At 58.3% G+C, this 17,783-nt stretch carries 23 protein-coding genes; 6 read left to right on the top strand and 17 right to left on the bottom strand.

Features of this window, described 5'->3' with window-relative positions; translation table 11 throughout:
- Positions 1-5: 5 nt before the first annotated feature.
- The 4 genes from DVK03_RS19005 to DVK03_RS19020 are packed head-to-tail and all read right to left on the bottom strand — an operon-like array spanning position 6 to position 4,377.
- Positions 6-1,379: a hypothetical protein gene (locus DVK03_RS19005; protein WP_115803929.1), complete on the bottom strand. Its 1,374-nt coding sequence runs from the start codon at positions 1,377-1,379 to the stop codon at positions 6-8.
- A complete protein-coding gene (locus DVK03_RS19010) occupies positions 1,372-2,274 on the bottom strand; it encodes a hypothetical protein (protein ID WP_199506021.1) in 903 nt (300 codons plus the stop codon). The genes DVK03_RS19005 and DVK03_RS19010 overlap by 8 nt, the downstream gene beginning before the upstream one ends.
- Positions 2,274-3,929 (bottom strand): hypothetical protein, encoded by a 1,656-nt coding sequence (locus DVK03_RS19015; protein ID WP_115803927.1) that lies wholly within the window; start codon positions 3,927-3,929, stop codon positions 2,274-2,276. The genes DVK03_RS19010 and DVK03_RS19015 overlap by 1 nt, the downstream gene beginning before the upstream one ends.
- Before the next feature lie 25 nt (positions 3,930-3,954).
- Positions 3,955-4,377: a hypothetical protein gene (locus DVK03_RS19020; protein ID WP_115803926.1), complete on the bottom strand. Its 423-nt coding sequence runs from the start codon at positions 4,375-4,377 to the stop codon at positions 3,955-3,957.
- A 139-nt stretch (positions 4,378-4,516) separates the two neighbouring features.
- On the opposite strand from DVK03_RS19020, the gene DVK03_RS19025 reads away from it, so the two are divergent.
- Complete coding sequence (locus DVK03_RS19025; protein WP_115803925.1) at positions 4,517-4,720, top strand: hypothetical protein; 204 nt, start codon at positions 4,517-4,519, stop codon at positions 4,718-4,720.
- 20 nt (positions 4,721-4,740) lie between these two features.
- Here DVK03_RS19025 and DVK03_RS19030 read toward each other — a convergent pair whose 3' ends face one another.
- The 5 genes from DVK03_RS19030 to DVK03_RS19050 form a co-directional block, all read right to left on the bottom strand.
- Positions 4,741-5,025, bottom strand: coding sequence for a hypothetical protein (locus DVK03_RS19030; protein WP_049909612.1), 285 nt, complete (start codon positions 5,023-5,025; stop codon positions 4,741-4,743).
- A 126-nt stretch (positions 5,026-5,151) separates the two neighbouring features.
- Complete coding sequence (locus tag DVK03_RS19035; RefSeq protein WP_115803924.1) at positions 5,152-5,523, bottom strand: hypothetical protein; 372 nt, start codon at positions 5,521-5,523, stop codon at positions 5,152-5,154.
- 147 nt (positions 5,524-5,670) lie between these two features.
- Positions 5,671-5,853, bottom strand: a complete 183-nt coding sequence (gene xseB / locus DVK03_RS19040; RefSeq protein WP_115803923.1) for an exodeoxyribonuclease VII small subunit — start codon at positions 5,851-5,853, stop codon at positions 5,671-5,673.
- 3 nt (positions 5,854-5,856) lie between these two features.
- Positions 5,857-6,909, bottom strand: a complete 1,053-nt coding sequence (gene xseA, locus DVK03_RS19045; protein WP_115803922.1) for an exodeoxyribonuclease VII large subunit — start codon at positions 6,907-6,909, stop codon at positions 5,857-5,859.
- Between the two features lie 76 nt (positions 6,910-6,985).
- On the bottom strand, positions 6,986-7,153 hold the full coding sequence (locus DVK03_RS19050) for a DUF1931 domain-containing protein (protein ID WP_115803921.1): 168 nt from the start codon (positions 7,151-7,153) through the stop codon (positions 6,986-6,988).
- Between the two features lie 219 nt (positions 7,154-7,372).
- Between DVK03_RS19050 and DVK03_RS19055 the strand changes: the two genes are divergently transcribed.
- The 4 genes from DVK03_RS19055 (at position 7,373) to DVK03_RS19070 (ending at position 11,137) form a co-directional block, all read left to right on the top strand.
- Positions 7,373-8,050, top strand: coding sequence for a metal-dependent transcriptional regulator (locus DVK03_RS19055; protein WP_115803920.1), 678 nt, complete (start codon positions 7,373-7,375; stop codon positions 8,048-8,050).
- A gap of 128 nt (positions 8,051-8,178) precedes the next feature.
- Complete coding sequence (locus DVK03_RS19060; protein ID WP_115803919.1) at positions 8,179-9,438, top strand: multicopper oxidase domain-containing protein; 1,260 nt, start codon at positions 8,179-8,181, stop codon at positions 9,436-9,438.
- A 1-nt stretch (position 9,439) separates the two neighbouring features.
- Complete coding sequence (locus tag DVK03_RS19065; protein WP_115803918.1) at positions 9,440-10,690, top strand: ZIP family metal transporter; 1,251 nt, start codon at positions 9,440-9,442, stop codon at positions 10,688-10,690.
- 24 nt (positions 10,691-10,714) lie between these two features.
- Positions 10,715-11,137 carry a plastocyanin/azurin family copper-binding protein gene (locus DVK03_RS19070; RefSeq protein WP_115803917.1) on the top strand — a complete coding sequence of 141 codons (423 nt, stop codon included), beginning with the start codon at positions 10,715-10,717 and terminating at the stop codon, positions 11,135-11,137.
- Positions 11,138-11,253: 116 nt separating this feature from the next.
- Here the strand turns inward: DVK03_RS19070 and DVK03_RS19075 are convergent, their stop codons facing one another.
- Positions 11,254-13,269: a heavy metal translocating P-type ATPase gene (locus tag DVK03_RS19075; protein WP_233521850.1), complete on the bottom strand. Its 2,016-nt coding sequence runs from the start codon at positions 13,267-13,269 to the stop codon at positions 11,254-11,256.
- A 6-nt stretch (positions 13,270-13,275) separates the two neighbouring features.
- Between DVK03_RS19075 and DVK03_RS20355 the strand changes: the two genes are divergently transcribed.
- Entirely contained in the window at positions 13,276-13,434 is a 159-nt protein-coding gene (locus tag DVK03_RS20355) for a hypothetical protein (RefSeq protein ID WP_176697295.1), read from the top strand.
- 129 nt (positions 13,435-13,563) lie between these two features.
- Here DVK03_RS20355 and DVK03_RS19080 read toward each other — a convergent pair whose 3' ends face one another.
- The 7 genes from DVK03_RS19080 to DVK03_RS19110 all read right to left on the bottom strand — a co-directional run bounded on the left by DVK03_RS19080 (position 13,564) and on the right by DVK03_RS19110 (position 17,672).
- Positions 13,564-13,761 (bottom strand): heavy-metal-associated domain-containing protein, encoded by a 198-nt coding sequence (locus tag DVK03_RS19080; protein WP_092565388.1) that lies wholly within the window; start codon positions 13,759-13,761, stop codon positions 13,564-13,566.
- A 146-nt stretch (positions 13,762-13,907) separates the two neighbouring features.
- Positions 13,908-14,303 (bottom strand): hypothetical protein, encoded by a 396-nt coding sequence (locus tag DVK03_RS19085; RefSeq protein WP_058365393.1) that lies wholly within the window; start codon positions 14,301-14,303, stop codon positions 13,908-13,910.
- 140 nt (positions 14,304-14,443) lie between these two features.
- Positions 14,444-14,797 carry an SHOCT domain-containing protein gene (locus tag DVK03_RS19090; RefSeq protein WP_092565384.1) on the bottom strand — a complete coding sequence of 118 codons (354 nt, stop codon included), beginning with the start codon at positions 14,795-14,797 and terminating at the stop codon, positions 14,444-14,446.
- Between the two features lie 6 nt (positions 14,798-14,803).
- Positions 14,804-15,220 (bottom strand): DUF302 domain-containing protein, encoded by a 417-nt coding sequence (locus DVK03_RS19095; RefSeq protein WP_115803915.1) that lies wholly within the window; start codon positions 15,218-15,220, stop codon positions 14,804-14,806.
- Between the two features lie 95 nt (positions 15,221-15,315).
- Entirely contained in the window at positions 15,316-15,672 is a 357-nt protein-coding gene (locus tag DVK03_RS19100; RefSeq protein ID WP_094529615.1) for an SHOCT domain-containing protein, read from the bottom strand.
- A 58-nt stretch (positions 15,673-15,730) separates the two neighbouring features.
- On the bottom strand, positions 15,731-16,027 hold the full coding sequence (locus tag DVK03_RS19105; protein WP_115803914.1) for a hypothetical protein: 297 nt from the start codon (positions 16,025-16,027) through the stop codon (positions 15,731-15,733).
- A 229-nt stretch (positions 16,028-16,256) separates the two neighbouring features.
- Positions 16,257-17,672, bottom strand: a complete 1,416-nt coding sequence (locus tag DVK03_RS19110; RefSeq protein ID WP_115803913.1) for a multicopper oxidase family protein — start codon at positions 17,670-17,672, stop codon at positions 16,257-16,259.
- Between the last annotated feature and the right edge of the window lie 111 nt (positions 17,673-17,783).

Genomic DNA, 17,783 nt, shown 5'->3' on the forward strand with positions numbered 1-17,783 from the left:
GGTTGTTAGTGGATGTAGCGTGGCGGGTCATCTGCTGAATCTCGATTCCGGTCCCGAGTCTGGGGGTCCCGGAACGCATCGTCTCGATCGAACTCCTCGCTTCCATCGTTCCCACTACTATCCTCGCTGGTGGTGGAGCCGGCCGTAGAACCATCACTTCCGCCGTCGAGGTCTCCGCCTCCGCTGTTTCCTCCCCCTCCACCACTGCCGTCGGTGAGCGCTTCACGGAGGCGAGAGCCAGTCGTATTGAGTCGTTGGCCGGTAGAGTGAGCTCTCGAATCACCAGAGTTCAAGACGTATTGGCCACCGCTCTTGACTGCGGGCTCATCGCGCACTCCTCGAACGAAGTTTCTCCCACCCTGTTTGGCCGATTGGACTTGTTCACGCCCTCTAGACAACCGACTACGGGCCTTCTCAGCAGACATATGTCTGGCCGCCCTGTCGGCGATAAAGAACAACGCCCCGGCCTGCCAGAACAAAACAAACGGAGAGGCAACGGCGAGAAGCGGGATAACGAGTGCCGTCAACCAAGCCCCGAACTCACCAGCTGAGGGGCCGAAACTCGTTCCCAAGATGTCCCCGAGACGGAACAGGAGAGCAACTGGGACCGTCATAAACAGGAAGGGGACATAGAACCCGGCCAACTTCTTCATGAATTTTGAGACTAGAGCGAACGGCCCGACGCCAGGGATCCAGAATACAATGAGTAGTGGCATCAGGAACACGAATAGGTAGAGTGCCAACTGTCTCGCGAGGTAAATCAGGCCGATCAACACGAATAGGAGCAAATTCGTTGAGAGAGCCACGACCGTGCCGAGCACGCCCATCCCAGTGAACGACAGCGTCTGGAATAGCGAGATCTCTGACACCGAGGGGACGAGGAACCCAGCTAATGCATCCATCAACCGCAACGATAGCGCTGCGATCCACCACCACGATAGAATACCGAGAAGTCCGGCGAAGGCGCGTTTCTTGAGCTTCGAACGGTGGTATCCGTTGAACAAGTGACTCGTCGATTCAAGGAATATGACAATGCCGATTGAGAGGCCGTACAGCGATAGCGAAAGCGGGATGATCATCTCCCAATAGTAGTCGTAAATTCCGGGCCACGCTGCGTTCGTCGGCTGATTGAACACCGAATCTGGATGGGGAGTACCCACCACTGTCCGCAAGACTGCATCACCGTGATTCTCGATGACGGTCTCTATGGGACTGAAGAGTATCTCAAGGAGTTCTTGGATAGCGTTGATGATAATGTCTCCAAGAGCACCGCCATCGCTGCCCCCGTCACTTTGAGCTAAAACCGGAGCAGTGCCCGTACTCAGTAGCCCGAAGAAGACGACGATAGAGCGAATTAGGAATCGAACGGGACTACGCATTGTCTCCACCCCCGTCCAGTAGTTCAATCTGGACGTCTTTACACGGGTGTTGGATCGCGCCTTGGTCGTCGATATGGTATCCACCGGACAGCTCTGCCCGAATCGGTTGCTCAATATCTCCGTGTGGGGTCTGAACAACGACGGTTAATTCTGTAGTATCACTCTGACATGAGACATCGTCGTTGTCATCGATGACGAGAACACCCCGTTGTTTCAGGAATTCCCGTTCAGTACCGGGGCTGAGGAATTCTTCGCTCGCCTCCGGACGCTCGAACGTTGTATCAGCAACGCCGTCTCCTTCGATGACCTCAGGTGCGTTCCGATACGGCGCATTCCGGAAGCCAATATTATACACCCAAGAGGGACCAGTACCGACGTTCTCGACCGTCACAAAGAGCCGACCGCTACTGTAGCCATCATCTTCATCGAACTCCGGTTCGACATCGACAATCTGGATATCGGGCCGGATCTCCAGCGACATCGACTCAGATGTCTCGCCCGAAACGGCGACTAACTCGTATTCGCCGGCAGAGTACGTCCCACCAGTCTTGAAGACGATCTGTATTTCGACTCTTGTAGCTCCCTGTGCTACGGTTGACTGTTCGAACGTAGTACCATCTGGACCAATCAGATTGAGTTGGTCGACGTCGTGATCATCAGCCAGCGTCACCACGAGGTTGGGTCCCGCGAAGCTGATTTCCTCAAATACCGAATCTGTAGACGGCGACGTTGAGGACGAATCTGTTGGGGATTCAGTCTGGTTGCCGGGACCATCGGTTCCGGAACACCCTGCTACTCCTGCAAGCAGGGCTGTTCCAGACGAAGCCAAAAGACGGCGTCGACTAATCCACCGTTCCGAATTCCGGTCATGGGATTCTGAATGTTCTCTGATCATTATAGTGACCTCCACGGGGGCCAGATACGCCACCCTGTAATCCGATCGATGAAGAACACTGCAAGGAGGAACAGCGAGACGGGAACGCCGATCCGGAACAGCGTCGACACCAGCTGGAGCACCGAGCCTTGCAGCAGGACGGTATCCGAGTCGCCGGTATAGCCGGGAGGATTGAGCCACCAGTGGCCGGGTTCGTATCGGGCCGACACACCGCCAGGGGAACGTTCAATCATCATCGTGACGGTTCCGTTCCCAGTCGTGTTCACCCGCTGCCCGTTGACGACAACGTAGCCGTCCCGTTCGGCGGTGTTGATTGGTGCGTCGGTATTCGCGTTCAGGAGCGTAACCCGGACGGTGACGGTGTCTTCCGTCTGGTTCATCACCTCCAAGGTGAGGTTGCTCTCGTAGATCTGGATTCGAGCGAACTCATCGGCGGGTCGCTCTGCCTCGACACCTCTGACCAGGCCCCACGCACGGACAGTCTCGGGCTGTACGTCGGTCGTGGCCCGCGTCGCGATGCCGTAACTGGCCGTGTACGGCTCCGTGAGAACGTCCAAGTGGATGCTCGATGGGAGCGTCGGCGGCGACGTCGACGTGCCGTATACATCCAGTATTGTCACGTTCTGGCGGGGCGACGGTGTCGGCCCCGTCTCGATGGGGTACGCGTTCACCTGGAGTGGATGGAGCGGTGAGTGGGCGGTCCGCTGTCCGTCGTCCGAGCTGTAGACCAGCGTATCCCAGTCCTTGTCTCGGGCTGAGTAGAACCGCCAGACACCTCGGACGTCACCGTTGGGCAACTGGTAGCCGAGCCACGGCTGGTTCTTGTAAACGACGAGGCCGAGATCACCGTTCGGATACTCCGCGATGAACCCTGATACCGCGAGGTCGTACTTCCTGACCTCGATGGAATCGGTTACCGTGACGTTCTCAGTCGGGTATGAAACGGAACTCTCCCAGTTGGTACAATCGCCTTCGTCGTTGTGAGCGGTACAAACTTCGACCTCCTTCCGAAGTCGGACCGAGATGTTCGCCTGGAGCGTGAGCTGGTGGTCCTCGCCGGCGTATCCATCCAAGGAGTACGACAGTGCCGGCGTGTGGGAACCACCAGCCGTCGTCTCTTCGTCGCCGTCGACGAGGAGTCTCGTCTCCTCAACCTGGTGGCTCTCCAGACTCCAATAGACGCGTCGATCGCCGGAGGTGTCGTCAGGCGGCACTGCCACCCGGTAATCGACGGTCCCGCGGAGCGTCCCGTCTGGAGCGACGTAAAGCGGCTGTCTGGACGACGAGAGGCGCGCTCGGGTGGACGGCTGAACGGCGAACACCTCAGTATAGGCTTCCTTGATGAACTGGTCGCTGGTGAGGTCCGCATCTGGTGGATGGATCGACACGGAGCTGTTGGTCGCCGGGAACTCCTGGTGGTCGCCCCGGTTCCATTGCTCGACTGCCCGCGGGGGCGAATCGAACGGGACATCGGTCCCCTCGCCAAGCTGCTCGACCGCCGACCCGTTACTCAGATTCGCACCGTCGGTCGCACCGTCTTGATCCCCCGACCACAGTTTGTGAAAGGTCTCCTCCGGGACGCCGTGGTCAGTACTATTCGGGGGATGGGCGCCCACTGGAACGGCGGCTGTCGATGCGACGAGGACGGCGGACATGACGAGTGCGAATCCTGTTGCGTAGTTAGAACCCACAACTCGTGCCACCGACCACGATGTTATTCAGGATGAACTGGACGATCTCCGTCCCGAGGGGGGCGACGATCACGCCCCAGAGCAGGCCCTGATTCCGGACAGATTTCATCTCCTTCTTCCAGTCCGAGCGACGGGTAAACGGGATCGCCACCGTCGCGCCGAGCGCGAGGACGCCGCCGACGAGCGGCCCACCGAACTGGATGATGGTGAAGATGTTCTGGATGGTGTCGGCCATGTTCGAGTCGCAGAATGCGCTCCCTGGATCCGACTGTGCGGCCGCCGTCCCCACGAACAGGATCAGCGGGAGGAGCGCCAGCAGAATCGGGCCGATGGACCTGTGGATGATCCGAATAACGGACGTCGATTCCTCAGTACTGGCCGGCGTCTCGCCGGAGGGGACCTTAGCACACATCGTTTGTGGGAAAGGATAGCACGACCAAAAGAGGTCAGAAAATTTGAATGAATTTGGAGATCTTCAAAGTTCTCCAAGTTCTCTAGAGAAGTTCTCATTCTACTGGGATATATGCGACCGCATAGCTTGGGTCGAACTAATGTCAGACGCAGACACAGCGACCAGCGCCAGTAACTCCAGCTCGGATGTTAGCGACGATGTGGCCCGAATCAATATGCGAATCCCGCAGGACAAATACGAGTGGTTACAGGAGGAACTCGACTCATTCACGAGTGACACAGGTCGATTCCAGTACCTCATCCAGTTCTATTCCGACCACAAAGAAGACGACGCCGACTGCTGATCTGCGACCCACAGGGCGACTTAGACCTGCAGCGGAGCAACGATGAGAAGCGGGCAATCCTCGCCCTCGAAATAGTACTGCTTTACCGTCGTCGCGTCCTCGAACTCGTCCGCATCCTCGGGAAGGGTGATCGTGCGGGCGCTGCTGTGTTCGTGGATCGAGTAGATGCCGAGTTCGGAGAGGTCCTCGCACTCGGCGGGATCCAGTTCTCTACTGACCGCCTCCAACCACGCTTCAACTGACACGGAGGACCGCTCGTCCGTATCAGTTTCACGGGGGGTACTGCGGGGACTGGCTTGTGCCATGATACATTTGCACATACTTGCGTCTTATCTACTAAATACTGACGGCCAATGACTTTCTTAAAATCTGACTATGTAACTAATGAAGTGTTTGTCTGACGCGGACCGAATACACGTTAAGAAACGCTATTATGAGGCGTTGAGACACGCTTGGATATCAGCATCAGTCGGAAAAGTCAAAATCACGAGGGGAACAGCGACAAGCGACCACCCGACTGGATCCAACTGTGGAACCGGATTCGACGAGAGATAGGCTACGATTCCAAATACGACAATGGGGGTATAGAGGAGGGTCGGTGCGATCGAACCGAGTCGGATAGCGACCGTCGGAGCAGACGGGGCGTAAACGGCGTCGACGTAAGGGCCACGTCGATTGACACCGAACGAGACTGATTCCGCATAGAGCCTGTGGACGGCGTAGTGTGCGGACTCGTGGAGGATCCACGCTACACCACACGCGAGTAGGTAGACGCCGAATATCAGAACCGTCTCATGGAACATTGGAATTCTCGCCGAACGGTTCGAGATGGGAGCACATCGCAGTTAAGCCTGAAGGGTAGCCGTGGTCAGCGAGCTTAACCAACAACCTTTGTGATCAACGGAGTCTGTTGGTTAACAGAGTGAGACAGTCGATACCGTTGCCGTTCCTCATTCGATCTCGATGACCTCCCCCTGGCCTTCGTGGAGTCGCTCGCGGATTTCAGTCAACACCTCCTGCCCTTCCTCGTACAGCTCACTCCCTTCATCAAGTGAAACCCCATCCGCGTCGAGTTGATCGATAATCTCTTCGATGCGGTTCATCCGACTCCTGATATCCGAGTCTTTCGCCATCGCTTAGATCACCCCCAGCCAAAGTGCGGTGATGAGCAGCAACAGCACCAGCAGCACGGCGATTGCAACTTTGTAGTAAACCGGCGACAGACCCTCAGGCGCGGTCGCCTCTTCGACTGCCTCGGCCAATTCCTGTTCGTGTTCGTGCTCCTGTTCAAAGGTCTCGTACGCGGCCTCAAGCTGTTGCTCAAGCGGGTCAATATCGCTAGCAAGGAATTCATTCCGAGACTTCGCGATGTATTCGCCGGCCGCTGTCGGTGTGATCGCGGCCATATCCGCTACCCGATCCGCGATTAGCCGGTCGTCAGTATGGCCAATTGCCGTGACGATCGGGGTGTTCGCGGTGAAGATCGCTTCCGCGACCCGCTCGGTGTTGAACGCCTGAAGGTTCGAATCGCTCCCACCGCCGCGGCCGACGATAATTGAATCGACGTCCTCGGAGCGGTCCAGATGGTGAATCCCGTTCGCGATAGACGTCGGCGCGTTCGACCCCTGGACGGTTGCGTCCTTCACCAGGATGTCGACGGTGGGGTCCTGTCCGTGGATCGCGTTCTGGATGTCGTACCGGGCGTCTCCTCGAAGGGACGTGACGACGCCGACCCGCTCCGGGAAGGCCGGCGGCTGTTGTTTCTGCTCGTCGTCGAACCAGCCACGCTCTTCGAGTTCGCTTCGCAGTCGCTCGACGGCAGCCGCCTGGTCGCCCTCGCCGACGACGATCACCTCACACGGTTTGAGGTCGATTTTCCCACCCTCAGTCCAGTAGTCGATATCGCCTTCGAGGATGACCTCAGTTCCGTCCTCGAGGTCAGCATCCATCTTCCGATAGCGATTAGCCCAGATCATACAGGGAAGTTCGGCGTCGCCGTCAGTGAGGGTGAAATAGAGTGCAGTACTGTTCTGATGGAGATCCGTGACCTCGCCGATACAGCGGACACCGTCGAGGGCAGGCGCATCCTCCACGACCGTCGCAATCCGGTCGTTCAGCTGTGACACACTGAGAACTTCTCCCGCCACAGGTTCGACCGCCTGCCGTTCTGTATTCGGTGCGTCCGCCATACACGTCTACTAAATTCAGAACAGAGTCCTCAAAAAGGTATCTTCGATTGACGAGTTCACTCGCGAAAGCCGACTATTACAGGTCGCGAGGCTGGACCGTCTTCCGGTCGTTCGATTCGGCACGCTCTGCGGCATCGTCGAGCAGTTCGGCGACCTCCGTGTTGAGGGCGTCGTAGAAATCCGCCGAGACGTTGTGGTCCGAGAGCGCGTCCTTCACGGCTGCTTTGACGATTAGGTCAGACATTCCATCGCGAATTTCTCGTGATTATAATATAAAGGTTCCAACTCTGGGTTTGTCATTCTGAGTGTCGGTGAGTAACACAACAGGAAGATACGGAAAATCAATGCGCCAGTGTTGACCGTGGCGATAACCGGACCCATCTCAGATTTACGTCCACAGCTGTCGACAAGACGAATCATTCCGTGGCAAATTATAAACTTAGTCCCGTCTAATTTCGCTCTAATGCTGAGCGCCATCATGGAGGACTATCTCAAAGCGATCTATTACCTCCAGGGCGAAACGGATGAACGGGTGCGGACCTCGACGCTCGCTGAGCATATGGGCGTAGAACAACCGTCAGTCACCAGTATGGTGAAAAAATTGGCCGAGCGCGATTTTGTCCATTACGAACCCTACAAGGGCGTTGTACTCACAGACACTGGAGTTCCTGTCGCGCTCGAAATCATTCGGCATCATCGGCTATTAGAACGATACCTGACGGAGCGCCTCGAGTACGATTGGGCTGAGGTACACGACGAAGCAGATCGCCTCGAACACCATATCAGTAATCAATTTGCCGACAGAATTGCAGAGCAGTTAGGGAATCCGGCAGTTGACCCGCATGGCGACCCGATTCCCACAGCGGATCTGGACGTTTCACCGCCACAATCGGGTGAAACCCTCGCTGATCAGCAGGTCGGCGACAAGGTTCGAATCGAACGGGTGCCAGACAATGATCCAGATCTACTCCGGTACCTGTCTGAACACGGGATTACCCCAACAACTGTAGTCGAAATTGTTGAGACCACCTCATTTGGGATGGTGACGCTTGATCCAGATGGCACCGACGAACGAGTTGCACTCCCAGAGGAAGTGGCCCGATCCATAACCGCTCAAACGCTCACTGGAGCCTCAAACTAAACTGATGTGTCTCCAGTAGCGAGTCTATTAGTTTAGCCTCAATCTAAGTTTAGATGAGTCTAATTTATATATTGGGTGGTGCAATGGACGTGTATGGGTATGCGTAGGCTTGACCAGCGGAGGAGATCATGCCATCGATAGATTACAATAGCGCAGCAGATGTCACAGAACGCCTCGAACAGCGACTGGTCGAATCACTCACTGGTGAAACGAGTGTCAGTCGCCGCACAGTGCTCGGTGGTCTCGGTGTTGCCGGGAGTGCAGCCGTCGGACTCGGGAGCTCCCGGGCAAGTGCCGCCTCCGATCACGACGATGAAGACGAACACGGTAACTTCGGTGCGGTGGGTGAATACCGAGATTTGGATTTCGACCCGCACGAGTTCCTCACCGCGTTCAATACCGGAAACAGTGGCCAGGATAACGTTCCCCAGCAGGTCTACGAAGAGGATGGCCGGACCGTGCGGGAGTTCGAGTTCACCGCCGTCGACACCACGATAGCAATCGCGCCAGGCGTCGAGTTCCAGGCATGGGCATACAACGGCCAAGTGCCGGGTCCGACGATCCGTGCCGTCGAGGGCGACCTGATCCGCGTCAAATTCACGAACCTAGGGCGGCACGCGCACACGATTCATCCACACCTGAAGAACCTCAACCCGCGAATGGATGGGATTCCCCAGAATGGACCGGGCGTCCTCGATACGGGTGAGTCGTTCACCTACGAGTGGCTCGCCCAGCCTGCCGGTACGCACTTCTATCACTGCCACTCGCTCCCCCTGAAAGAGCACATCCACCGCGGACTCTACGGCACGATCATCGTCGATCCGGACCCCGGCCGCGTCAGGGAGAACCCACGCGATTACGTCAACTATCACGGGCCGATTACCGACGACTTCCGGGCGCAGCTCGTCGAAAAGGCGAAGAGCCGGAATCACGAGTACGCCGAAAACGACGCCGTCAACGAGATGGTGATGGTGATGAACTCGTTCGATACCAACTTCGACGGCGGTAACGAGGTCTATGCGGCGAACACGCGGGCGTTCGGATACGGAGTTGGTGACACCGACGGACAGGGCAACTGGACGGCGGGCGAGACGAAACGTCCCATCCAGATCGACAAGAACGAACGCCAGCGGGTGTATCTGTCCAACGCGACGGAGTTCGACCTCATCAACTCGTTCCACACGCATTCGCAGTTCTTCGACTACTACGACCACGGGACGACGCTGACGCCGACGAATAAGACTGTGGACACGATTATGCAATGTCAGGCGCAGCGCGGCATCATCGAGATCGATTACTCGGACCACGAGCCCGGGCTGTACATGTTCCACGCGCATCAGTCAGAGTTCGCCGAACTCGGCTGGATGAGCTTCTTCGAGGTGGTCTAACATGACTGACAAAACACAAGATCCGACGACGGACGGTGGTGTAGCGGCTGACGAAGAGATCACACAACCGCTCGGGCTTCCGCGATGGGTCAGCGCGTTACTCCCGATCGTGTTGCTCGTACTCGTCTTAGGCGTGTTTGCGTTCACGTCCCCGCTCGCCGGTGTTCAGAGCGGCACACCGCTTCCCGACGTGACGATCACGCACACGACGCTTCCGAGCGACGAAACGGTCGTCCTGCACGTGACGAACAACGGACCCGAATCTGTGACGATATCACAGGTCCTCGTCGATGAGGCCTACTGGGATTTCCGAGTCGAAGGAGCCGGTGGTGACCAAACACTCGCCCCGATGGAAAGCGCACAGATCGTGATTCCGTATCATTGGAATCCAGGGTGGGATCTCGAAGTCGCTCTCGTGCTCTCCGATGGAGCGACGTTCCACAATACGATCGTCGCTCCGAGTCAGTCGCCTGGGTTTAGCCTCAGTCTGCTCGGGACGCTTGCGGTCATTGGGCTATTCGTCGGCGTGATTCCGGTCGCCTTAGGGATGCTCTGGTTCCCTTACATCAAGACGATGAGCGATCGGTGGCTGCACGCCGTGCTCTTGTTTGCGGCCGGCGTGCTGGGTTTCTTGGCGTTTGACGCCGGGTTCGAAGCGTTCGAACTCGCCGAACGAGTTCCGGGCGCGTACGAGGGCAACCTCTTGGTCGTCTTCGGGATATTCGGCGCACTCCTCCTGGTCCAGGCGATCAGTGCGTGGCGTGAGGGCCGTGTCGCCGCTGGTGATAACCGGGCAAGCAGCGGTCTCTGGATCGCGTATCTGGTCGCGGTCGGGATCGGCCTGCACAACCTCGCCGAGGGGCTTGCGATCGGGAGTTCGTTCGCACTCGGACGGGTGTCGCTCGGTGCGTTCCTCGTGATCGGGTTCATGCTCCACAACGTGACGGAGGGTCCGGCTGTCGTTGCGCCGGTCGCTCGCGGGGAACGTCCGGCGCTCAAGCACTTCGCAGCGCTCGGCATCATCGCCGGCGCACCCGTCATCCTCGGTGGCTGGATCGGCAGTCTCGCGTACTCGCCGACGATTGGTGCCTTCTTCCTTGCGATCGGGGTTGGTGCGATCCTCCAGGTCGACTGGGAGATCGCGCGAATGGTTCGTGATGCCGGCGGTCGCGTGGCGAGTGCGACGAACCTACTCGCATTCCTGCTCGGCCTCGCCATTATGTACGTGACTGACCTCTTCGTAGTGCTCTAATCGGCACCACCCATCTCTGTATCAATGTCACCCGAATTCTACGATCGGCGAACGGTGTTGCGACTCAGCACTGCCACCTTAGCGATGCTTAGCACTGCTGGGTGTCTCGGCGGACAGTCCTCGTCGGCCCAGACCGTCACGATGCCCGGCGACCTCAGTTTTGAGCCGAAGACCGCGACGATCGAACCTGGTGAGACGGTTACGTGGACGAACGAGAGTGACATCGATCACACGGTCACAGCGTATGAAGACGAGATTCCGGACGATGCCGCGTACTTCGCAAGTGGTGGCTTCGAGTCAGAACGTAGTGCGAGGAATCGGGTCACCGAGGGGCTCATCGCTCCGAGTGAGAATTACGAGCACACGTTCGAGGAACCAGGCACATACGAGTACTTTTGTATCCCACACGAGGGGTCCGGAATGGTCGGAACAGTACGGGTAAAGTAATCGAACAATCAAGTTCTCGTTCCGACGAAACACAATTGATTACCACCTGCTGACAACGGGCCGATCACAGCTACGGAGCCACAACGGAATGCCTCTTGTAGTAGCTAGAAAGGACCTCAGTCAGCGGGCTGTGTCTCCGTAACTGGTGTCCCACTCGGAAGCTCGGGAATGGACAGATCCACGCGGCGGAGCAGCTGAGCGTTGATCGCGACGATTACTGTACTCAACGACATCAGGAGCGCACCCACAGCCGGGGAGAGCAGAATCCCGATCGGTGCCAAGACTCCTGCTGCGAGCGGAATCGCGAACACGTTGTACCCGGCCGCCCAGACGATGTTCTCCTGCATCTTCCGGTAGCTCGCCTTGCTCAGCTTGACCAGTCGAACGACGTCCATCGGGTTGTTCTGGACGAGGATGACGTCAGCCGACTGGACGGCGACGTCGGTGCCGCTCCCGATCGCGATACCGACGTCGGCCCGCGTCAGCGCCGGCGCGTCGTTCACACCGTCACCGACCATCCCCACGAGCTTCCCCTGGTCCTGGAGTTCCTGGACTTTCTCGTCCTTGTCCTCGGGGAGGACCTCCGCGAACACCGTGTCGATACCCAGTTCGTCGGCGACAGCATTGGCGACGTCCTGGGAGTCCCCAGTCAGCATCGCTACCTCAATGCCCAAGTCGTGGAGGGCATCGACGACGCGGAAACTCTCCTCACGGATCACGTCGGCCATCGCGAACGCGGCGATCAACTCTCCGTCACGAACGAGATACACCACCGTCTGTGCGTTCTCTCCCGCATCGTCAGCGAACCGCTGGAGGTGGCCCGGAACCTCGCTATCGAGCTGTGAGAGCAGATTCGGACCGCCGACGTACACCTCGCTTCCATCGATGTTCGCGCGAACCCCTCGTCCTTTGATCGCCTCGAAGTCGGTCGCATCAGGGGCTCTGAGATCGCGCTCGTCGGCGGCCTCGCGGATGGCTCGCGCGATCATGTGCTCGGAGTCGGTCTCGACAGCTGCCGCCAGTGCGAGCGCGTCGTCCTTGTCGACGCCGTCGACGGTCGCCATATCGACGACGCCGTGCTCGCCTTCGGTGAGCGTCCCCGTCTTGTCGAAAATGATGGCATCCAGCTTCCGTGCGTCCTCCATCGCGATGCGGTCGCGCACGAGCATCCCGTTGCGCGCCGCCAGGGAGGTGTTGATTGCGACGACGAGGGGGATGGCGAGTCCAAGGGCGTGTGGGCAGGCGATGACGAGCACCGTGACGACGCGCTCGATGACGGTCGCATCGAACGACACCGCTACCGTCCACGCGATTGCGGTCACGACTGCCGCCCCGAGCGCGACGTAGAACAGCCAGCCCGCCGCGCGGTCGGCCAGCACCTGCGTCTTGGACTTGCTCTGCTGAGCTTCCTCGACGAGCCGCATGATGCCAGCAAGCGTCGTCTCCTCGCCCGTCGCACCGACACGGACACGGAGACTGCCGTCACCGTTGATCGTCCCACCGATGACCTCGTCGCCGGGTTCCTTCGAGACGGGCTTGGACTCACCCGTGATCATCGACTCGTTGACGTCCGAATCGCCCTCCTCGACGACGCCGTCGGCGGGCACGCTCGCGCCCGGCCGGACGAGCACGAGGTCGCCCTCGGAGAGTTCACTGACAGGGACCTCTTCGGTCTCGCCGTCATCGGTGAGTCGTTCCGCCGTGTCCGGCATCAGTTTCGCCAACTCGTCGACGGCGCTCGAAGCCCGCCGCACCGACCGCATCTCGATCCAGTGCCCCAGCAGCATGATGTCGATCAGCGTGACGAGCTCCCAGAAGAACGCCGACTGCGTGGGGAAGACCACGCTCGCGAGACTGTAGATGAACGCGACCGAGATGGCCATCGAGATGAGCGTCATCATCCCCGGTGCCCGGTCTTTCAGTTCCGGGACCGCCATCTGGAGGAACGGAATCCCACCGTAGGCGAAGACAATGACCGCGAAGATGGGGTTGATCCACTCGCTCCCCGGGAACGTGGGGACGGAGAACCCGAGCCACTCTTGGAGCATTTCGCTGTACAGGAGGACGGGAATCGACAGGAGTGTCGAAACGAAGAAGCGCCGCCGGAACATTTGCTCGTGGCCTTCGTGCATCCCGCCATGTCCCTCACCGTGTCCCTCGTGGGAACTGTGGCCGTGTCCTTCGCCTTCGTGGCCGGCGTGTTCGTGCTGGTGACTGCTGGTGTCCTGCTGGTCTTCTCCTCCCGGGGAATTCTCAGTTGTATCTTTGTGGTCGTCCATAGGTCATATGCTCTTTAGAGGTGGATTCGCTGGCTTCCTGAATCTTCGCCCCCTGAAACCGTACAGCAGGACCATCGTAGGCAAACTCCAAAGACAACTATAGACCGTCGTCTCGAAGCGGTCCGTGCTATCCGCTAATTCCTATACTCAGGCGTGAGCGGTGTACCCTGCGCCTTCGACAGCCTCCACAAGGGCCGTGACCTCTGCCTCACCCTCGACACTTGCCTGTTCGCTTTCCCTGTCGACGGTCACGGAAGTCACGCCAGAGACTTCTTCAAGGGCCTCTTCGATCGTCTCCTCACAGTGACCGCACGACATTCCTTCCACGGTGATGGTCGTCGTCATACAGGGATATATACGGTCCCCTCTCTTTAGCGGATTCCCCCTTCGATCATACTGGTCTCTTGGGGGTCAAACTTTAGAATCCAAGTAACACCTGCGGGCGCAACGAACCAAATCACAGATTCACCAGCTGTCGATGGCGGGAAGATTCAGGTCTCGTTGTGGCGCTCCCTGTACGTCTTCGCTGCTAAAAAGACATATAGTGCGCCGATAGCCCGAATACCCGAGCGGAATCGCTCATTCCATTCTATCGACTCCGGACGCTCGTACAGGAACGCGGTGGCAAATCTCCGATACAGATCGGGAAACAGGAGGACGATCGCGCCGAACAGGCCGGTAAGATTCATCAGCCACGCGTATGCTCGCCCGTTACGGAGGGAAATCGCAGCTATCAGAACGCCCTCCGACCGGATAGCTGGACGGACCCACTCTCTCACAGTTCCCTCACTTGGGTTCGCAATCGCGAGTTTCTCGAAGAGCCCGACGATCTTGTCCGGGAACAGTGCTGAGATAGCGCCGAGGACACCCACGAGTGTTCGAATCATACGGTATGGTACGATCGATACGGATATAATTCTCGCTGTGGTCCGACACTATCGAGAACGAGGGAAGTCCGAACAGTACCAGCTTCGAACCGAGAACGAGATGCAGAAAGGAGTAACTGCGTGTGTACCTTAGCGGACGGTCACTCTGATTGTTCGAGTTTGTTTCGGCGGGATTCGAACTCTTCGTCCGTGAGATCGCCACGGGCGTACGCCAGACGTAATTCTTCCATCGCGGGGTTGTCAGAGGTTTGTGTTTTGCTTACCCGTCTGAAGAGGAGATAGCCCCCGCCAAGAAGCGCAACGAGGAAGACGAGTGGAACAAGCATTCCGATAACGGGCCACCAGCCGCCGGTACTACCGTACTGGCCCATCATTCCCCCGTATCCCATCATCCCGCCGAAGCCCATCCCCATCATGAGCAACGGAAGGAGGATGAACGCTCCGAGGATCAGTAGCAGTATCGTCGTTGTGTCCAGTTGATTCGATGAAGCCATCGACGATCAGGCCTCCGACGCGGGGTCGAACTCGTCTCTAACAGCTGCCAGTACACGATCAAATCGCTCGGTGACCTCGGTTGCGATGGAATCAAGCGCGTCGTTATCAGCAATCCCGACCAACTGCTCCGGATCGACCGCACTCACCACGATGTCGCCGTCATCAGTCTCATAGACGATGACGTTACAGGGCAAGAGCGCACCAAGCTCGATTTCCTCGGTTAACCCTTCGTATGCTAGCGGAGGGTTACACGCACCGAGGATGCGATACTGACGGAACTCTTCGCCAAGCTTCTCCTTGAGTGTCGCCTGAATGTCGATATCACAGAGGACACCGAATCCCTCGTCCGTGAGTGCAGCGTTCGTTGCATCAACGACGTCGTCGAATTCGCCAGTGACTGTGGTCTGTATTGTGTATTCCATGGAATATCATACCCCGTCCGCGGGGTTAACCGTTGGGTGCCCAACAGCAATCGTTGGGGAGGGCAGTGTTTCGGCTGGAACAGCAGCCGTTCCGATCATCCGGTACGTTCGAGCTGTTTTCGCCGCCGTTCGAATTCATCGTCGTCGATCTCGCCACGGGCGTACCGCTCGCGGAGAACCGACAACGACTGCTCATCGTTCCCACCGGATCCTCGGTTGAGGAGCGCATAGACGAGGTAGAGCGGAACGGCGATGAGGAGTCCCATCCAGAGGAGTCCCCAGAGCCCCATCGCTCCGCCGAAGAGGCCCCAGCCGCTTCCGCCCATCATCCCGCCGCCATAGCTCCCGCCGCCGTGGGCGGCAGCCGTTCCAGTCGCCGCGACCAGCAGCGGGATGGCGAGGATCGCGAGGCGGCGAGCAGTGCGTCCGAGATGAGTGGTAAGTTGCGTCATTATCCTGAGTTGGTGAACCGTGGTTGTCGTTTGAAGCAATCGAAACGGTCAGAGGCCGTCAGCAGTGGCCCTGCCCGTACATCCCGCCGTTGTAGTCGTTGTCAGCCATGTCTTGGCCCATCTCGTCGACGGTCACACCCATGTGCGTCTCCATCCACTCGACGCTACCAGGGCCCATGTGCTCGGTCATCTGTGCCTCCATCCAAGCAGCCCAGTCATCAGCGGTAGCGTTGTCCGTGGGCGCGTCGTCAGCTGTCGTGTCGGTACCGTGTGCGCTGACCACGGGGGAGGCGAACACGAGTCCGACGAGCGCGAGCGCCACGATCAGCCACCGACCGAGTTTGAAGTTGGTCATTGTCTTTCTCCTCGGTTACTCGTAGGACCGCTCAAGGGTTATGACAATGGACGTGAACTCACGCAGGAGAACGTTCGAGAACGTGTATACAGCGTTTTAATCGTGTTTCAGGAACAAGAGCGTTCATCCGGCTCGAATTCGCAAGGATGGCACTCAACGCTTCGTCCGGGACAGGACCAAGACCATTCGCACGACAGATTGATCAACCAGAAATCGAGTCTCAACCCACTCATTCGACGTATTCCACAACACGCGCCATCCCCGCATCGAGGTGGTACAGATTGTGACAGTGGAACAACCACCGACCGGGGTTATCCGCGTGGAAGTCCAGCGTCACCTGTCCTCGATGTCCCGGGACGATAACCGTATCTTTGATCGCGTTGCCGACCTGGAAGAAGTGGCCGTGAAGGTGCATCGGATGGACGACCGGGCTCTGATTGGTCATCCGAATTCGGACGTGTTCCCCAGGCCGAATCTGAAGCGGGTCGGCATCCGGATAGGCTTGTCCGTCTATCGTCCACGTGTAGGACTGGTTTCTACCGCGTGAGAGCGTCAGGTCGAACGTCCGGTCTGGATCTCCACTCACACCTTCGAGCGAGGAGCGTGCTCGCAGGTCACCGTATTGCAATCTGTTACTCGAAGATGATGGAGGCTGTGGAGTGATCGAACCGTCTGTGGATTCGTACTCGACGACGGCTCTGGCCGGTGGTTCGTTCCCGTCGAGCGCGTTCGCCTGAACGAACCATCGCCCCGGATTCGTCGCTTCCACGACGACATCGTACCGTTCACCAGCACCAAAGACGAACGAGTCGGCCCCGACTGGTTCGACGGGCTGGCCATCGGCGTGGGTCACCGACATTTCGTGTCCAGCGATTCGCACACCAAAGACTGTCGCGCTGGAGGCATTCACGAACCGAAAGCGAACCCGATCGCCCTCCGTTACGTCGAACGTCGGGGGGTTCTCGGGCAGTTTACCGTTGATCAAAAGCCCTTCGTATGGTGGTCGAACGTCTCCCATCATTCCACCCATTCCACCGCCACCCATCCCACCGTCCGACGGAAGACGGGGTTCTCTAGAGAGGTAATCGTCAAGCACGACGACATACTCGCGGTCGTACTCAACGTGTGGGTCTCGTTCTTCAACGATCAGGGGGCCGAGTAAGCCACGATCGAGTTGGAGTCCGACGTGGCTGTGGTAAAAATACGTTCCAGCGGGTTCGGCACGGAACTTGTATGTGAATGTATCACCGGAGGCAACCGGCTCTTGCGTCACGTTCGGGACACCGTCGACCGGATTCGCAACAGGAATCCCGTGCCAGTGAATCGTCGTCTCCTCCTGCAGGTCATTAGCCAGTTCTACGCTGAGCACGTCACCTTCCTGCACGCGCAACTCTGGGCCCGGATACTGTCCATCGTATAGCCACGTAGTCGTCGACGTATCCGAAGCTGGTCGAATGGTCCCAGATGTCGCAGTGAGGCTGACCGATGTATCTGGGTCAGCCGTGACAGTCGGACGGGGAGTCACCGCACGACCGCCACCATCGTCGGTGCCCGGTAGCGGACTGGCACACCCCGCAAGCGCTCCGAGAGTCGAGATCCCCGATAACTGGAGGATTTTACGGCGAGAAAGTCCCGAGGAGGTCATTGCCTTTGTTTTCGCGGTCAGCGAGTAAAGGCCTCGCGATGAGAGACATTCATACGAACATCCTCGTTCCGAGTTTAGTCGCGGCGATACGGTGAACAGTCACGGATTCCC

This window comes from Haloferax sp. Atlit-109R, assembly GCF_003665865.1.
Taxonomy (GTDB): domain Archaea; phylum Halobacteriota; class Halobacteria; order Halobacteriales; family Haloferacaceae; genus Haloferax; species Haloferax volcanii.

Coding starts and splice junctions, on each gene's coding strand:
- DVK03_RS19055 (WP_115803920.1), top strand. CDS start 7,373: ATGCTGAGCGCCATCATGGAGGACTATCTCAAAGCGATCTATTACCTC.
- DVK03_RS19085 (WP_058365393.1), bottom strand. CDS start 14,303: ATGATTCGAACACTCGTGGGTGTCCTCGGCGCTATCTCAGCACTGTTC.
- DVK03_RS19035 (WP_115803924.1), bottom strand. CDS start 5,523: ATGTTCCATGAGACGGTTCTGATATTCGGCGTCTACCTACTCGCGTGT.
- DVK03_RS19095 (WP_115803915.1), bottom strand. CDS start 15,220: ATGGAATACACAATACAGACCACAGTCACTGGCGAATTCGACGACGTC.
- DVK03_RS19070 (WP_115803917.1), top strand. CDS start 10,715: ATGTCACCCGAATTCTACGATCGGCGAACGGTGTTGCGACTCAGCACT.
- DVK03_RS19015 (WP_115803927.1), bottom strand. CDS start 3,929: ATGTCCGCCGTCCTCGTCGCATCGACAGCCGCCGTTCCAGTGGGCGCC.
- DVK03_RS19105 (WP_115803914.1), bottom strand. CDS start 16,027: ATGACCAACTTCAAACTCGGTCGGTGGCTGATCGTGGCGCTCGCGCTC.
- DVK03_RS19065 (WP_115803918.1), top strand. CDS start 9,440: ATGACTGACAAAACACAAGATCCGACGACGGACGGTGGTGTAGCGGCT.
- DVK03_RS19020 (WP_115803926.1), bottom strand. CDS start 4,377: ATGTGTGCTAAGGTCCCCTCCGGCGAGACGCCGGCCAGTACTGAGGAA.
- xseB (WP_115803923.1), bottom strand. CDS start 5,853: ATGGCGAAAGACTCGGATATCAGGAGTCGGATGAACCGCATCGAAGAG.
- DVK03_RS20355 (WP_176697295.1), top strand. CDS start 13,276: ATGTCCCTCACCGTGTCCCTCGTGGGAACTGTGGCCGTGTCCTTCGCC.
- DVK03_RS19050 (WP_115803921.1), bottom strand. CDS start 7,153: ATGTCTGACCTAATCGTCAAAGCAGCCGTGAAGGACGCGCTCTCGGAC.
- DVK03_RS19075 (WP_233521850.1), bottom strand. CDS start 13,269: ATGCACGAAGGCCACGAGCAAATGTTCCGGCGGCGCTTCTTCGTTTCG.
- DVK03_RS19030 (WP_049909612.1), bottom strand. CDS start 5,025: ATGGCACAAGCCAGTCCCCGCAGTACCCCCCGTGAAACTGATACGGAC.
- DVK03_RS19110 (WP_115803913.1), bottom strand. CDS start 17,672: ATGACCTCCTCGGGACTTTCTCGCCGTAAAATCCTCCAGTTATCGGGG.
- DVK03_RS19010 (WP_199506021.1), bottom strand. CDS start 2,274: ATGATCAGAGAACATTCAGAATCCCATGACCGGAATTCGGAACGGTGG.
- DVK03_RS19025 (WP_115803925.1), top strand. CDS start 4,517: ATGTCAGACGCAGACACAGCGACCAGCGCCAGTAACTCCAGCTCGGAT.
- DVK03_RS19090 (WP_092565384.1), bottom strand. CDS start 14,797: ATGGCTTCATCGAATCAACTGGACACAACGACGATACTGCTACTGATC.
- DVK03_RS19005 (WP_115803929.1), bottom strand. CDS start 1,379: ATGCGTAGTCCCGTTCGATTCCTAATTCGCTCTATCGTCGTCTTCTTC.
- DVK03_RS19060 (WP_115803919.1), top strand. CDS start 8,179: ATGCCATCGATAGATTACAATAGCGCAGCAGATGTCACAGAACGCCTC.
- DVK03_RS19080 (WP_092565388.1), bottom strand. CDS start 13,761: ATGACGACGACCATCACCGTGGAAGGAATGTCGTGCGGTCACTGTGAG.
- xseA (WP_115803922.1), bottom strand. CDS start 6,909: ATGGCGGACGCACCGAATACAGAACGGCAGGCGGTCGAACCTGTGGCG.
- DVK03_RS19100 (WP_094529615.1), bottom strand. CDS start 15,672: ATGACGCAACTTACCACTCATCTCGGACGCACTGCTCGCCGCCTCGCG.